This is a genomic window from Streptomyces sp. NPDC001415, from assembly GCF_053597395.1.
On record NZ_JBSFIE010000002.1, the window covers coordinates 64,022 to 77,997 of the forward strand.

The window sequence follows — 13,976 nt, forward strand, 5'->3', positions numbered from 1 at the left end:
GCGGAGGGTGGGGGTGGTGCCGTGCCAGGGGCGGGCCGAGCCGGGGTCAGGCTGAGCCGGACCGAGCCGGACCGGCCCGCTTCGCCCCTACGCCGCCACCCCCGTCAACCGGCCTCGCGTCGTCAGGGCTGTCATCCGCGCGGCGATCTGCGCCATGGACGCGCGCGGGAGGGCGTCCACGATCGAGCCGTCGGCCAGGAACAGGACCTGGTCGGCGTGGGCGGCGGCCGCCGGGTCGTGCGTGACCATCACCACTGTGGCGCCGAGGGAGTCCACCGCGTCGCGGAGCAGGGCGAGGACCTCGGCCGCCGTGGTGGTGTCCAGGGCGCCGGTCGGCTCGTCGGCGAAGATCACGTCGGGGCTTGTGACCAGGGCCCGGGCAATCGCCACGCGCTGCTGCTGGCCGCCGGAGAGCTCGCCCGGGCGGCGGTCGCCCTTGCCCGCGAGGCCCACCTGGGCGAGGAGTTCGGCCGCGCGGCGCCGGTCGGGGCGGTCCCCGGCGAGCCGCATGGGCAGGACCACGTTCTGCTCGACCGTGAGCGAGGGCAGCAGGTTGAAGGCCTGGAAGACGAAGCCGAGGCGGGAGCGGCGCAGTTCGGTGAGCTTGTTCTCGCTCATGCCGGTGATCTCGGTGCCGCCGAGCCGGACCGAGCCGTCGGTCGGCCGGTCCAGGCCCGCCGCGCACTGAAGGAACGTCGACTTGCCGGAGCCGGACGGGCCCATCACCGCGGTGAAGCTGCCCCTCGGCAGGGTGAGGTCGATGCCGCGCAGGGCGTGCACGGCGGTGGCGCCGCGGCCGTACTGGCGCCGGACGCCGCGCAGTTCGACGGCCCAGTCGTGGGCGGGCGCCGCGTCCGCGGTCGTCCGCCGTGTGTTCTTGGCCCGTCGCAATGCCATGGCCCTGCCTTCCGCTCGTCCTGGCCGGCGCACTCACGCCGACCCTTCGAACCTACGGATCACAGCGGGGTGCGGACCATGGCGGCCGCCGGTGGATCAAGGGTGGGGCTTACCCCACCTCTGACCGGGGACGCGAGCCTGCCCGGGCCCCCGCTCCCGGGCAGGCGCGTGATCGCCAGGGCCCCAACTGGATGTGTCGGGTCGGCTCTTGGTGCTTTACGGCGTGGTCATGTCACCGGTCTGTGACGGCGGTGTCGTAGAACGACGACGCCGGGATCCGTTCCTCACACGGCCCCCTCATAGTGATCAAGCAAGTACCGAACAGCCGAACCCGCTTCGGACTCGATCACTGGATACCAAGGGGCTCTTTCATGTCCGGCAACCGTCGCAAGGCCTTTCTCGTCTCCGCAGTTCTCGTCGGCGGCGCCATGCTGATGACTGCGTGCCAGGACACGGACGCGGACGCGGGCGCCGCGCAGGGCTCTTCGTCCGCCACTCCGGGCGGCAAGGAGGCCACCTCGTCCGGCTCGACGGCCACGGGCGGCAGTCAGGGCGGTGGGAAGGACTCCGCCGGGAAGAGCTCCGGCGGGCAGGGCGCGGCCGCCGGGACCGGCTCCGGCGGGAACGGCAAGAGCGGCAACTGCCGCACCGCCGACCTGAAGATCACGGCGTCGGACAGCAGCATCTCCGGCGACCCCGAGGGCACCGTCGCGGTGACGCTGAAGAACACCGGCGGCCACGACTGCGCGATATCCGGGTTCGCGGGCGTCGACCTGAAGACCAACGCGGGGTCGCTGTCCGCGAAGCGTACGGCCCAGAAGCCCAGCCCCGGCGTCCTCAAGAGCGGGAAGTCGGTGTCCTTCGGCATCACCTACCCGCTCAACAAGACGGGTGGCTCCGGCGTGCGCATCACAGGGCTCCTGGTGACCCCGCCGAACGAGACGAAGACGGTCACCCTCGCCTGGCCGGGCGCCGCCTCACTGCCCGCCACGGACGGCGCCGACTCCCCGGTGAAGGTCGGCCCGATCGGAAGCGCCGGTCAGGGCGACTGACCCGCGCTCGGGGACGGCGGAAAACCCCGGGCGCTCACGCCTCCCGTCTGATCAGGAGCAGCGCCCTGTCGTCGTTGACGTCCTTGGCCACCGCCTCGATCAGGTGCCAGGCCGCCCCGTCGAAGCCCGTCGAGACGTAGCGGTCGGCCTCGCCCGTCAGGCGGTCGATGCCCTCGCCGATGTCGCGTTCCGAGGTCTCGACCAGGCCGTCGGTGAACAGCATGAGGACGTCGCCGGGGGCCAGCGAGCCCTTGGCGGGGTGGAACTCGGCGCCGTCGTACACGCCGAGCAGGGGGCCTTCCGCGGCCTGTTCCTTCCAGCGGCCGGAGCCCGCGTGGAGCTGGAGGGCCGGGGGGTGTCCGGCCGAGAGGAGTTCGTAGTCCCCTGAGTCGAGGTCGAGGACCAGGTGGATGGCGGTCGCGAAGCCCTCGTCCCAGTCCTGGCGCAGCAGATAGCCGTTGGCCGCCGGCAGGAAGGCGTGCGGGGGCAGCGAGCCGAGGAGGCCGCCGAACGCGCCGGAGAGCAGCAGGGCGCGGGAGCCCGCGTCCATGCCCTTGCCGGAGACGTCGGTGAGGACGATCTCCAGGGTGCGACCGCCGCCGGTGCGGGCCGCGACGACGAAGTCCCCGGAGAAGGACTGGCCGCCCGCCGGACGCAGCGCCATCTCGCGGTGCCAGCCCTTGGGCAGGCGGGGCAGGGCGCTCTGGACCCGGATGCGTTCGCGCAGGTCGAAGAGCATGGTGCCGCCGCGCCGCCACGGCACGCCGACGCGGGCCCGGAACTGGGCGATGAGCAGCCCGAACAGCCCGCAGGCGGCCACCACGAGGACCGTGCCCGGGGTGACCCGCGACGGCCCCGCCGTGTACGGGCCGAGCCGTACCGACTCCACGATCAGCGCGGCCGCGGCGGCCGCGTACAGGGCGAGGAGGTTGGCGGGCCGCAGCAGGAGCCCGCCCGCCACGATCGGCAGGACCAGGGCGGCGGGGGCGCACCAGACCGGGGCGAGGAGGGTGGCGCAGGCGATGGCGGGGACGGTGAGGAGCAGGCCGGCCAGGGCGATCCAGTCGGAGCCGTCGCCGCGGAAGTAGTCGACGCCGGATCTGCGCACGGCGTTGCGGACCCGGTGCAGCGCCTTGCGCCACCGGGCGGTGAACGAGTCCGCTCTCATCGCACGTGCCATTGCCGAGGACCCTATCCAGCCGGTGGCGCCCCGTGCAGGTGGCCCCCGGCGCCCGGAGGGGGCGGTCCGGTGGAAAACCGGTAGCCCGGGCGGCGTGCACCCGGCCGGGCCGGGCGCCCCGGCCGTTCGCGCCCCGGGCGGTTGCCACCGGCGGGGGGTGTGAGGAAAATCCGTTCGCCCTGGCGGTGCGGGGCCCGTCGGAGGACGGCACCCGATCCGTCCGGCCCTCGGGCGCGCCCGTCACGGAAATCCGTTCGCCCCGCCGCGGCCCGGCTGCTAGTCATGGCATATGACGACGGAGTTGCGGGTTCTGGATCCGGCCGAGTGGGACGAGTGGTACGGAGCCCTGACGGTGGCCTTCGGCGGGATTCCGGATGCCCCCGAGGAGCTTGAGCTGTGGCGCGAGCTGATCGATCCCGCGCGGTCGATCGCGGTGTGGGACGGCTCGCAGTGCGTGGCCGGCACCAGCACCTTCCCGTTCCGGCTGAGCGTTCCGGGCGGGGCCGTGGTGCCGGCCGGGGGCGTGACCGGGGTCGGCGTCATGGGCACCCACCGCCGCCGCGGCATCCTCACGTCGATGATGCGGCACCAGCTCGACGACCTGCGCGAGCGCGGTGAGGCGCTCGCCGTCCTGACCGCGTCCGAGCCGGCCATCTACGGGCGGTTCGGGTACGGCATCGGCACGATGACGCTGTCCGCGGAGATCGACACCTCCCGGGTCCGTCTCGACGTGCCGCCCGGCACCGACGAGGTGCGGCTGCGGTACGTGAAGGTGAAGGACTCGCTGGCCGAGTGCGAGGAGCTCTACGCGCGGCTCGTGCCGGGGCGGCCGGGCATGCTGGCCCGGCAGCCCGGCTGGGACCGGTTGGCCACGGTCGACCCGGAGTCCTACCGGGACGGCGCCTCGGCGTTGCAGTGCGTGCTCGCCGAGCGCGACGGGGAGCTCGTCGGATACGCCCGCTACCGGGTCGCCTCGAAGTCGGGGCCGACGGGCGTGGACGGCACGGTCACGGTGGAGGATCTGGAGGCTGTGGACCCGGCGGTGTCCGCGGCGCTGTGGCGCTACCTGTTCGGCATCGACCTGACGAACACCGTGAAGGTGATGGACCGCCCGGCCGACGATCCGCTCCAGCACCTCGTCTCCGATGTGCGCCGCTGCGGGCTGCGGCTGAAGGACCGGTTGCACGTGCGTCTCGTGGAGGTGGGCGCGGCCCTTGAGGCGCGTACGTACGCGGCGCCCGTCGATGTGGTCCTGGAGGTCGAGGACGCGTTCTGTCCGTGGAACGCGGGTACCTGGCGGCTGACCGGTGACGCGAAGGGCGCGTCCTGCGTCCGCACCGAGGAGCCAGCCGAACTGGCCCTGTCCGTACGGGAGTTGGGCGCCGCCTACCTCGGCGGGGTCACGCTCGCCTCACTGGCGGGCGCGGGCCGGGTGCGCGAGCTGCGCCCGGGCGCGCTGAGCGAGGCCTCGGCGGCGTTCGGCAGCGAGCTCGCCCCGTGGCTGCCTCACGGCTTCTGACAGCCGGGGCACCAGAACAGATTGCGGGCGGCGAGATCGGCGGTGCGGATCTCGCCGCCACAGATGTGGCAGGGCAGATGGGCCCGGCGGTAGACGTACACCTCGCCGCCGTGGTCGTCCACGCGCGGCGGGCGGCCCATCGCCTCGGGGGTGTGCTCGGGGCGGACGGTGTCGATCCGGTTGAGCCGGACGCCCTCGCGCATCAGCTCCACCAGGTCCGCCCAGATCGCGTCCCACTCGACGCGCGTGAGGTCCTTGCCGAACCGGTACGGGTCGATGCCGTGCCGGAAGAGGACCTCGGCGCGGTAGACGTTGCCCACGCCCGCGATGACCTTCTGGTCCATGAGCAGGGCGGCGATGGTGGTGCGGCTCTTCGAGATCCGCTGCCAGGCCTTCTCGCCGGTGTCGGCGCCGCGCAGCGGATCGGGCCCGAGCCGGTCGTGTATCGCCTGCTTCTCGCCGTCGGTGATCAGCGCGCACGTCGTCGGTCCGCGCAGGTCCGCGTACGCGTCGTCGTTGATGAGGCGCAACCGTACGGTGTCGGTGGCCGGCGGGGCCGGGGCGTCACCGAAGCCGTACTTGCCGAACAGGCCCAGGTGGATGTGGACCCAGCCGGACGGGCCGAAGCCGAGGAACAGGTGCTTGCCGTGGGCCTCGGCGCTCTCCAGGACCTGGCCGTCGACCAGGGCCGCGCCGTCCGAGAACTTGCCCTGGGGGCTGGAGACGCGCAGCGGCCGGCCGCCGAACATGAGGTCGTGGTCGGCGGCCAGCCGGTGGATCGTGTGCCCTTCAGGCATGGGTGGTGCTCAGCCCTGCTGCGGGTGGTGGGCCGGGATCTCGGGGAGCTTGCCGCTGGTCTCGTACTCGGAGAGCATCTCGATACGGCGGGTGTGACGCGCCTCACCGGAGTACGGGGTCGCGAGGAAGATCTCGACGAACTTCGTCGCCTCCTCCTCGGTGTGCATCCGGCCGCCGATGGAGATCACGTTGGCGTTGTTGTGCTCGCGGCCGAGGGCCGCGGTCTGCTCGCTCCAGGCCAGTGCGGCGCGAACGCCCTTGACCTTGTTCGCGGCGATCTGCTCGCCGTTGCCGGAGCCGCCGATCACGATGCCGAGGGAGCCCGGGTCCGCGGCCGTCTTCTCGGCGGCACGCAGGCAGAACGGCGGGTAGTCGTCCTGGGCGTCGTAGATGTGCGGACCGCAGTCCACGGGCTCGTGGCCGTGGGCCGTGAGCCACTCGACGAGGTGGTTCTTGAGTTCGAAGCCGGCATGGTCGGAGCCGAGGTACACGCGCATGCCCCCGAGTGTGGCATGCGCGGGGCTGGGCAGGGCTGAGCGGGGTGGAGCCTTTCGGCACGGGCTCCGAGGACTTTGGTCCCGTTACAACGATCCGGATTCAGGCCTTCCGTCCCGGAGCGGACCAGGTTTGAATACCCGGGCTCGTAACCCGAGTGCTCCGAAGACTTAAGGAAGCGTCCATGACCTCGCAGCCGTCCCTTGCGAAGGAAGACCGCCTGCCCGGTGAACCCGGTGATTCGCAGGCGCCCGACAGCGGCCTCAAGGCCGGTCTGAAGAACCGCCATCTGTCCATGATCGCCATTGGTGGCGTGATCGGCGCCGGCCTGTTCGTGGGTTCCGGCTCCGGCATCGCCGCGGCCGGCCCCGCCATTCTGCTCTCGTACGCGCTCGTCGGCGTGATGGTCGTCTTCGTCATGCGGATGCTGGGCGAGATGGCCGCCGCCCGCCCGTCGTCGGGCTCGTTCTCGGCGTACGCGGACCGTGCGCTCGGCCGCTGGGCCGGGTTCTCGATCGGCTGGCTGTACTGGTTCTTCTGGGTCGTGGTGCTCGCGGTCGAGGGAACGGCCGGCGCGAAGATCCTGCACGAGTGGGTGCCGGGGGTCCCGCAGTGGGGCTGGGCGCTCATAGTGATGGTGGTCCTCACCGCCACCAACCTGGCCTCCGTCTCCTCGTACGGCGAGTTCGAGTTCTGGTTCGCCGGGATCAAGGTCGTCGCGATCGGCGGCTTCGTGGTCATCGGGCTGCTCGCGGTGTTCGGCGTGCTGCCGGGCTCGAACAACCCGGGCGCGGGCTTCGCGCACCTCACGGACGCGGGCGGGTTCTTCCCCAAGGGCTACGGCGCGATCCTGACCGGTGTGCTGATGGTCGTGTTCTCGTTCATGGGCTCCGAGATCGTGACGCTCGCCGCAGGTGAGTCCGAGGACCCGCGCCGCGCCGTGACCAAGGCCACCAACAGCGTGATCTGGCGGATCGCGGTCTTCTACCTCGGTTCGATCTTCATCGTCCTGACGCTCCTGAAGTGGAGCGACCCGTCGATCGTCGCGGACGGCTCGTACGTCGCCGCCCTGAAGACGATCGGCATCCCGCACGCGGACCAGATCATGAACGTGATCGTCCTGACGGCGGTGCTCTCCTGCCTCAACTCCGGCCTGTACACGGCCTCCCGGATGGCGTTCTCGCTCGGTGAGCGCGGCGACGCGCCGAAGGCCTTCGCCCGTACGAACAAGCGGGGCGTGCCGCAGGCCGCGATCCTGTCGTCGGTCGTCTTCGGCTTCGTGGCGGTCTTCTTCAACTACAAGTGGCCGGACACCGTCTTCGCGTTCCTCCTGAACTCCTCGGGCGCGGTGGCCCTGTTCGTGTGGCTGGTGATCTGCTTCACGCAGCTGCGGATGCGCGGGATCATCCTGCGCGAGCAGCCGGAGAAGCTGACCGTGAAGATGTGGGGCTTCCCCTACCTCACGTGGCTGACGATCGGGATGATCTCCTTCGTCCTCGTCTACATGCTGTTCGACAAGTCCGGGCGCGAGCAGGTGCTCCTGTCGCTGCTGGTCGCGGCGGTCGTCGTCGTGATCGCCGTGGTCAAGGAGAAGGTCCTCGCGGGCCGCGCCCCCGCCTACAGCGGGGTGAACGAGGACGCCACCGCGTCATAGGTGTTCAGGGCGGCGGACTCCGTGTCGGCCTCGTACCAGGTGTTGATCTGGTACGACTTGCCGCCCTCGTCGAAGCCGATCTGACGGGCCTTCCACGGGACGCCGTTCTGGGTGAAGTCGTAGTCCCAGATGATGGCGGGCTGGTCGTGGAAGGTCGTCCGATCGAGCCGGATCTTGTGGTAGCCGGGCACGTCGTGCGATCCCGCCTCGGCCTCCTGCCACTGGGTCATGAGATCGCCGCCGCGTACGAGTGCGTACGAGGCGGCGATCTCCTGTTTTCCGCCCGGCGCGTGGTAGTGGACGTTGGACGGGCTCTTGGCGGTACGGGTCCAGCCCTTGGGCGGGATCCAGGCGAAGCCGGTCTCGTTGATCGAGCCGGGCGGCGGGGTGGGCGAGGGCGGGCGCGACGTGCCTGCCACGGTCGGCGGCGCCGAACTGTTCGACCCGCTCGCGTGGCCGCCGCCCCCGCCGCCCTGGTCGGCGGTGGTGGCGATCAGGACGGCGGCCACGGCGGCGGCCACCACGACGACGGCCACGGCCAGGATCCGGGTGCGGCCGCGCCCACGGCGCCGGACCGGCGGCTTCGGCTCCTCCCGTACGGGTTCCGGCGCCACGGGTTCCGGCACCCGGGGCGACTCCCTTGGCGGGGGCGGCGGTTCCTCGCGTACGGCACGGTCGCCGGGCCAGGGCGGCGGGTCGCCGAACCCCTGGAGGGTGGGCGGATGCGGGGCGGGCGCCGGGCCCGCGGCGAGGACGGTGGGGGGCGCGGCGATCGGCATCAGGCGGGTGGCGATCTCGTCCAGGCCCGGCCTCAGCTCGGGGTCCTTGACCAGGAGCTGCGCGAGGAGGGGGGCCAACGGGCCTGCCGCGTCCGGGAGTTCGGGCTCCTCGTAGAGCACGGCGTGCAGCGTGGCGAGGGTGGAGAGGCGGGCGAACGGGGAGCATCCGGCGACCGCCGCGCACAGGGTGGCGCCGAGCGACCACACGTCGGAGGCGGGGCCCTGCGGCTTGCCGGAGACCCGCTCGGGCGCCATGTAGTCCGGGGAGCCGACCAGCATGCCGACCACGGTGAGGGCGGCCGCGTCCTGGATGGCGGCGATGCCGAAGTCGGTGAGGACGACCCGGCCGCCCGGGCCGAGCAGCACGTTGCCGGGCTTGATGTCCCGGTGCAGGACGCCCACCGCGTGCACCTCGACGAGGGCGGCGGCGAGGCCGATGCCGATGCGGGCGGCCTCGCGCGGGGTGACGGGGCCGTCCTCCAGGAGGAGCTTCTCCAGGGAGCGGGACTCGACGAGTTCCATCACGATCCAGAGCCGGTCGCTCTCCTCGGCCACCACGTCGTAGACCCGCACCACATTGGGGTGGTCGATCCGGGCGGTGGCCCGGGCCTCGCGCAGGGTGCGCTCGCGGCGAATTCGGCTGTCCTCTGCATCGAGTTCATTGATGCGCATTTCCTTTATGGCGACCTGCCGGTCGAGTATCTCGTCCGCCGCACGCCACACCCGCCCCATTCCCCCCTGGCCAATTGTTTCGCCCAGGCGGTAGCGCCCAGCGATCAATAGCCCCCGCGTTCCCTGCATGACCACCCACCCCCTCAGCACCTACTGTGACCAGGACTGATTCACGACGGTGACACCATCACAGCATAATTCCTGGAAATCTTGTGGGACCCTTCTGTGCACAGATGCACCCAACGCGGGTGAGGGGGATGGGAAATGCACGTTCGAAACGTTAAAGGATCTCTTTTTGCCTCGGTATTCGCGGCTCTGTTGATTTTGCCGTTCGGAGCGGGGGCGGCGTTCGCGGCCGATCCGACGCCGGGCAGCAGCCAGGGCGGGACCCCCGGGCCGAGCGCCCCGGCGGACCTGAAGATCTCCACCGAACTGCCGTCGACGATCAGGGTCAACAACTCGACGCACCGCAGCACGTTCACGGCCAAGGTCGCCAACCACGGCAGCAAGGCCACCGGCCCGGTCACCCTGACCGTGCTCGGCCTGGACGGCATGAAGATCACCGGCGTCAAGGGCTGCGTGCCGGTCGCGAAGAACAAGCTGCCGGCGGGCACCAACAGCGGGTTCGGCTGCGCGATACCGAACCTGGCGCCCGGCCAGTCGAAGACGTACACCGTCTCGGCGACGTACGACCTGTCGAAGACCGGCAAGATCTGTCTGCCGGTGATGGCGGGGAGCAGCGACAAGGTGCTGTGGCAGCAGGGCCCGGTGCCGTTCGGCACGACGAAGCCGACGCCGAACGCGCCCGACACTCCTCTTCTGCTCGGCACCGACAACGTCCCCGCCGCCCCGCCGTCGGGCACGGCCTCGCCCTCGCCGAGCGCAGAGCCTACGAACCCGGCCCCGTCCTCACCGTCCGCGCCGCCCCAGCTCCCCAAGACCGGGGTCAACGACGGAGTACTGCCGCTCGCCGCGGCCGGCGCACTGTTCCTGATCGCCGGGGGCACGGGCCTGTGGTGGACGACCCGGGGCCGCCGGTGGATGACCAGGCACTGACGTCCACACCGGTCATGCAGAAGGGCCCGGCAGTTGCCGGGCCCTTCTGCATCGCGAAACCGTACGGACGTCAGCCCTTGCGGCCGATCAGCTTCCAGGCCGCCGGGAGCAGGCCCATCGCCAGGGCCGCCTTCAGGGCGTCGCCGAGCAGGAACGGGGTGAGGCCGGCGGCGACCGCGGCGGTCAGGGACATGCCGGTCGAGGCGGCGAGGTACGGCACGCCCACCGCGTAGATGATCGCCGAGCCGAGCACCATCGTGCCCGCGGTGCGCGGCACCGAGCGGTCGGCGCCGCGCCGGGCAAGGGCGCCGACGACGGTGGAGGCGAGCAGCATGCCGAGCACGTAGCCGAACGAGGCGCCGCCCGCGCCGGAGGTGCCGTTCGCGAACCAGGGCATCCCGGCCATGCCGACCAGGGCGTACAGCGCGAGCGAGAGGAAGCCGCGGCCCGCGCCGAGGCCCGCGCCGACGAGCAGCGCCGCGAAGGTCTGGCCGGTGACCGGGACGGGCGAGCCGGGGATCGGCACGGCGATCTGGGCGGCGAGTCCGGTGAGAGCCGCGCCGCCGACGACCAGCGCGATGTCCTTGGTGCGGGAGGCGGGCAGCAGGTCGGCGAGTACCGATCCGGTGCGGGGGGCGGCGGCGGACGCAGTGCTCATCGGAACTCCGGCAGGTGTTGGGCAGCGGGAAACATGCTGGGGACACGGTGACGTTAGCCCACTGAATCTCGCTGGATCACCAGCAGCCGCCCACAAAGCGGGCGTTGAAGCCTTGGTGGGGTCTGCACAAAGGGCGGGATTCATGCGCGGCCCGGCGTGACCCTCGTCACTGCGGTGATGGTGTCGAGTATCCCTTTTGCACCGGAGGCCATGGCTCCGCGAGACTGTAGGTTCCCCATAAACCGAAAGTACGAGGGCCATGCACGACTCCTTGCCCGCGGAGCCCCTCTCACACGGGCTGAAGCAGCGCCACCTGACCATGCTCGGCCTCGGCGGGGTGATCGGCGCGGGGCTCTTCGTGGGGTCGGGCGCCGGGATCGCGGTGGCGGGGCCGGGCATCGTCGTCTCGTATCTGATCGCGGGCGCGATCGCGATGCTGGTGATGCGGATGCTCGGCGAGATGTCGTCGGCGATGCCGGCTTCGGGCTCGTTCTCGGTGCACGCGGAGCGGGCGCTCGGCCGCTGGGCCGGGTTCAGCGTCGGCTGGCTCTACTGGTTTCTGCTCGTGGTGGTGCTCGCCGTGGAGGCGACCGGCGCCGCGAAGATCGCGAACGGGTGGGCGCCGGGGGTGCCGCAGTGGGCCTGGGTGCTGATCTTCATGGTGGTGTTCACCGGCGCCAACCTGGCCTCGGTGAAGAACTTCGGCGAGTTCGAGTTCTGGTTCGCCGCCCTGAAGATCTTCGCGATCGTCGCGTTCCTGGTGCTCGGGCTGCTCGCGATCTTCGGCGTCCTTCCCGACACCTCGGCGGTGGGCCTGTCCAATCTGACCGGGCAGGGCGGCTTCCTGCCCGCCGGGTGGAGCGGGGTGGTCTCCGGGGTGCTCGCGGTGATCTTCGCGTTCGGCGGTCTTGAGGTCGTCACGATCGCCGCCGCCGAGTCGGACGACCCGGCGCGCGCGGTCGGGCGCGCGGTGCGCAGCGCGGTGTGGCGCATCCTCTTCTTCTACGTGGGTTCGATGCTGGTCATCGTGACGCTCCTGCCGTGGACGGCGATGAAGCCGGGCCAGAGCCCGTACGTCGCGGTCCTCGACTCGATCGGCATCACGTCGGCAGGCCAGATCATGAACATCGTGGTGTTCGTGGCGCTGCTCTCCGCCCTGAACGCCAATCTGTACGGCTCCTCGCGCATGATCTTCTCGCTGGCCGAGCGGGGCGAGGCACCGGGGGCCCTGCTGAAGGTGTCGGGCGGCGGGGTGCCGCGCCGGGCGGTGCTGGCGTCGGTGGCCTTCGGGTTCGTCTCGGTCCTGCTGAACCTGAAGTGGCCGGACTCGGTGTTCCTCTACATGCTCAACGCGGTCGGCGCGGTGCTCCTGTTCGTCTGGGCGCTGATCGCCCTGTCGCAGTTGCGGCTGCGCCGCCGCATCGAGCGCGAGGCGCCCGAGACGCTGTCGCTGAGGATGTGGGCGTTCCCCTATCTCACGTGGGCGGCGCTCGCCGCGATGGCCGCGGTGCTCGTCCTGATGCTGTTCGACGACTCGGCCCGGCCGCAGGTGTTGTGGTCGGCGGGGGCGGCGGCGGTGGTTCTTCTGGTGGCGGGGGTACGGGAGTTGCGCGCACGCCGCGTGTGAAGTTCACGTAAACAAAACGCACCCGCTTCTTCACGGTGTGTGAGTCGGGTGTCCGCATAGCGGTCGGGTGTTCCCTCTGAGCGGGGCCGCCCTAAGACTGTGGGCTCCGTGCCGCCGACCCGGTGGATCAGCTACTGAACAGGGCATGCTCATGTCTCGGACAACCGCGCCCGCGCCCAACGACAGCCGGCCGCAGACCGACTCACCGCTCACCCACGGTCTCAAGCAGCGCCATCTTTCCATGATCGCCCTCGGCGGCGTCATCGGCGCCGGGCTCTTCGTCGGGTCCGGCACCGCGATCGCAGCGGCCGGGCCCTCGATCATCCTCGCCTATGCGATATCGGGCGCCCTGGTCATGCTCGTCATGCGCATGCTCGGCGAGATGTCGGCCGCCAATCCCGCCTCCGGCTCGTTCTCGGTGCACGCCGAGCGGGCGATCGGGCCGTGGGCCGGGTTCACCGCGGGCTGGGCCTTCTGGTTCCTGCTGTGCGTGGCCGTCGGCCTGGAGGGCATCGGCGCCGCGGGCATCGTGCACGGCTGGCTGCCGGGCGTCCCGGAGTGGGCCCTTGTCGCCGTGTTCATGCTGCTGTTCTGCGGCACCAACCTGGCGGCCGTGAAGAACTTCGGCGAGTTCGAGTTCTGGTTCGCCGCGCTGAAGATCGGCGCGATCGTCCTGTTCCTGGTCATCGGCGTGCTCGCGATCATCGGCGTACTGCCCGACACCGAGGCCCCGGGCCTGACCAACCTCACCGGCCAGGGCGGTTTCATGCCCAACGGCAGCGAGGGCCTGATCGTCGGACTGCTCGCCTCCGTCTTCGCGTACGGCGGCCTGGAGACGGTCACCATCGCCGCGGCCGAGTCCGAACACCCCGTCCAGGGCGTCGCGAAGGCCGTGCGCACCGCGATGTGGCGGATCGCGATCTTCTACATCGGCTCGATGGCGGTCGTCGTGACACTGCTGCCGTGGACCGGCAAGGACATCGCCACCAAGGGCCCCTACGTCGCGACCCTGGACTACCTCGGCATCCCGTACGCGAGCCACATCATGAACGTCGTGATCCTGGTCGCCCTGCTCTCGGCGATGAACGCGAACATCTACGGCGCCTCCCGCATGGCCGGTTCGCTCGTCTCGCGCGGCCAGGGCCCCAAGGTGCTCGGAAAGGTCTCCGGCGGGGTGCCGCGGGTCGCGGTGCTCGTCTCCTCGGCCTTCGGCTTCGTGTGCGTGCTGCTCAGCTACTGGCGCCCGAACGACATCTTCCAGTGGCTCCTGAACACCATCGGCGCGATCATCCTGGTCGTCTGGTTCTTCATCGCTGCGTCCCAACTGCTCCTTCGCCGCCGCCTTGAGCGGGAGTCGCCGGAGAAGCTCGTCGTGAAGATGTGGCTGTACCCGTGGCTCACCTGGGTCGCGCTGGTCGGCATGGCGGTCGTGTTCGTCCTGATGGCTCGTGAGGACGGCACGCGGGTGCAGCTCTACTACACGGGCGGCCTGACTGTGGTCCTCGCGATCATCGGCTACATCCGTCAGCGCACGTCGGCCCAGACCCCGATCGACGCCTGACCGAACACCCCGGTCCCGCCGCTCAACT

12 protein-coding genes are annotated in these 13,976 nt (G+C 71.0%); 6 read left to right on the forward strand and 6 right to left on the reverse strand.

All coding sequences use genetic code 11. The features are described from left to right. Nucleotides 1-87: 87 nt before the first annotated feature. Nucleotides 88-897 carry an ABC transporter ATP-binding protein gene (locus ACWC2B_RS02540; protein ID WP_450714583.1) on the reverse strand — a complete coding sequence of 270 codons (810 nt, stop codon included), beginning with the start codon at nt 895-897 and terminating at the stop codon, nt 88-90. Between the two features lie 371 nt (nt 898-1,268). Between ACWC2B_RS02540 and ACWC2B_RS02545 the strand changes: the two genes are divergently transcribed. Continuing rightward, nucleotides 1,269-1,949: a DUF4232 domain-containing protein gene (locus tag ACWC2B_RS02545; RefSeq protein WP_450714584.1), complete on the forward strand. Its 681-nt coding sequence runs from the start codon at nt 1,269-1,271 to the stop codon at nt 1,947-1,949. Nucleotides 1,950-1,983: 34 nt separating this feature from the next. Here the strand turns inward: ACWC2B_RS02545 and ACWC2B_RS02550 are convergent, their stop codons facing one another. Then, nucleotides 1,984-3,129 (reverse strand): PP2C family protein-serine/threonine phosphatase, encoded by a 1,146-nt coding sequence (locus ACWC2B_RS02550; protein ID WP_450714585.1) that lies wholly within the window; start codon nt 3,127-3,129, stop codon nt 1,984-1,986. A gap of 289 nt (nt 3,130-3,418) precedes the next feature. Between ACWC2B_RS02550 and ACWC2B_RS02555 the strand changes: the two genes are divergently transcribed. Next, nucleotides 3,419-4,648, forward strand: a complete 1,230-nt coding sequence (locus tag ACWC2B_RS02555) for a GNAT family N-acetyltransferase (RefSeq protein ID WP_450714586.1) — start codon at nt 3,419-3,421, stop codon at nt 4,646-4,648. On the opposite strand, the gene ACWC2B_RS02560 is transcribed toward ACWC2B_RS02555, so the two are convergent. Both ACWC2B_RS02560 and ACWC2B_RS02565 read right to left on the reverse strand, forming a co-directional pair. Further along, on the reverse strand, nt 4,636-5,445 hold the full coding sequence (locus ACWC2B_RS02560; RefSeq protein ID WP_450714587.1) for an Fpg/Nei family DNA glycosylase: 810 nt from the start codon (nt 5,443-5,445) through the stop codon (nt 4,636-4,638). The two genes, ACWC2B_RS02555 and ACWC2B_RS02560, sit on opposite strands and share 13 nt — an antisense overlap. Nucleotides 5,446-5,454: 9 nt before the next feature. Beyond that, nucleotides 5,455-5,943 (reverse strand): ribose-5-phosphate isomerase, encoded by a 489-nt coding sequence (locus ACWC2B_RS02565; protein WP_450714588.1) that lies wholly within the window; start codon nt 5,941-5,943, stop codon nt 5,455-5,457. 182 nt (nt 5,944-6,125) lie between these two features. Between ACWC2B_RS02565 and ACWC2B_RS02570 the strand changes: the two genes are divergently transcribed. Then, nucleotides 6,126-7,595 carry an amino acid permease gene (locus ACWC2B_RS02570; RefSeq protein ID WP_450714589.1) on the forward strand — a complete coding sequence of 490 codons (1,470 nt, stop codon included), beginning with the start codon at nt 6,126-6,128 and terminating at the stop codon, nt 7,593-7,595. Here the strand turns inward: ACWC2B_RS02570 and ACWC2B_RS02575 are convergent. Continuing rightward, on the reverse strand, nt 7,559-9,175 hold the full coding sequence (locus ACWC2B_RS02575; protein WP_450714590.1) for a serine/threonine-protein kinase: 1,617 nt from the start codon (nt 9,173-9,175) through the stop codon (nt 7,559-7,561). The genes ACWC2B_RS02570 and ACWC2B_RS02575 overlap by 37 nt on opposite strands. A 189-nt stretch (nt 9,176-9,364) precedes the next feature. On the opposite strand from ACWC2B_RS02575, the gene ACWC2B_RS02580 reads away from it, so the two are divergent. Then, entirely contained in the window at nt 9,365-10,102 is a 738-nt protein-coding gene (locus ACWC2B_RS02580; RefSeq protein WP_450714591.1) for a CARDB domain-containing protein, read from the forward strand. Nucleotides 10,103-10,172: 70 nt separating this feature from the next. Here the strand turns inward: ACWC2B_RS02580 and ACWC2B_RS02585 are convergent, their stop codons facing one another. Then, complete coding sequence (locus ACWC2B_RS02585) at nt 10,173-10,760, reverse strand: biotin transporter BioY (protein WP_450714592.1); 588 nt, start codon at nt 10,758-10,760, stop codon at nt 10,173-10,175. Between the two features lie 259 nt (nt 10,761-11,019). On the opposite strand from ACWC2B_RS02585, the gene ACWC2B_RS02590 reads away from it, so the two are divergent. Then, nucleotides 11,020-12,387 (forward strand): amino acid permease, encoded by a 1,368-nt coding sequence (locus ACWC2B_RS02590; RefSeq protein ID WP_450714593.1) that lies wholly within the window; start codon nt 11,020-11,022, stop codon nt 12,385-12,387. A gap of 151 nt (nt 12,388-12,538) precedes the next feature. Further along, entirely contained in the window at nt 12,539-13,948 is a 1,410-nt protein-coding gene (locus tag ACWC2B_RS02595) for an amino acid permease (RefSeq protein WP_450714594.1), read from the forward strand. The last annotated feature ends 28 nt before the right edge of the window (nt 13,949-13,976 follow it).

Excerpts from the sequence above, each read along its gene's own strand:
- ACWC2B_RS02540 (WP_450714583.1), bottom strand. The coding sequence starts at position 897 with ATGGCATTGCGACGGGCCAAGAACACACGGCGGACGACCGCGGACGCG.
- ACWC2B_RS02545 (WP_450714584.1), top strand. The coding sequence starts at position 1,269 with ATGTCCGGCAACCGTCGCAAGGCCTTTCTCGTCTCCGCAGTTCTCGTC.
- ACWC2B_RS02550 (WP_450714585.1), bottom strand. The coding sequence starts at position 3,129 with ATGGCACGTGCGATGAGAGCGGACTCGTTCACCGCCCGGTGGCGCAAG.
- ACWC2B_RS02555 (WP_450714586.1), top strand. The coding sequence starts at position 3,419 with ATGACGACGGAGTTGCGGGTTCTGGATCCGGCCGAGTGGGACGAGTGG.
- ACWC2B_RS02560 (WP_450714587.1), bottom strand. The coding sequence starts at position 5,445 with ATGCCTGAAGGGCACACGATCCACCGGCTGGCCGCCGACCACGACCTC.
- ACWC2B_RS02565 (WP_450714588.1), bottom strand. The coding sequence starts at position 5,943 with ATGCGCGTGTACCTCGGCTCCGACCATGCCGGCTTCGAACTCAAGAAC.
- ACWC2B_RS02570 (WP_450714589.1), top strand. The coding sequence starts at position 6,126 with ATGACCTCGCAGCCGTCCCTTGCGAAGGAAGACCGCCTGCCCGGTGAA.
- ACWC2B_RS02575 (WP_450714590.1), bottom strand. The coding sequence starts at position 9,175 with ATGCAGGGAACGCGGGGGCTATTGATCGCTGGGCGCTACCGCCTGGGC.
- ACWC2B_RS02585 (WP_450714592.1), bottom strand. The coding sequence starts at position 10,760 with ATGAGCACTGCGTCCGCCGCCGCCCCCCGCACCGGATCGGTACTCGCC.
- ACWC2B_RS02590 (WP_450714593.1), top strand. The coding sequence starts at position 11,020 with ATGCACGACTCCTTGCCCGCGGAGCCCCTCTCACACGGGCTGAAGCAG.
- ACWC2B_RS02595 (WP_450714594.1), top strand. The coding sequence starts at position 12,539 with ATGTCTCGGACAACCGCGCCCGCGCCCAACGACAGCCGGCCGCAGACC.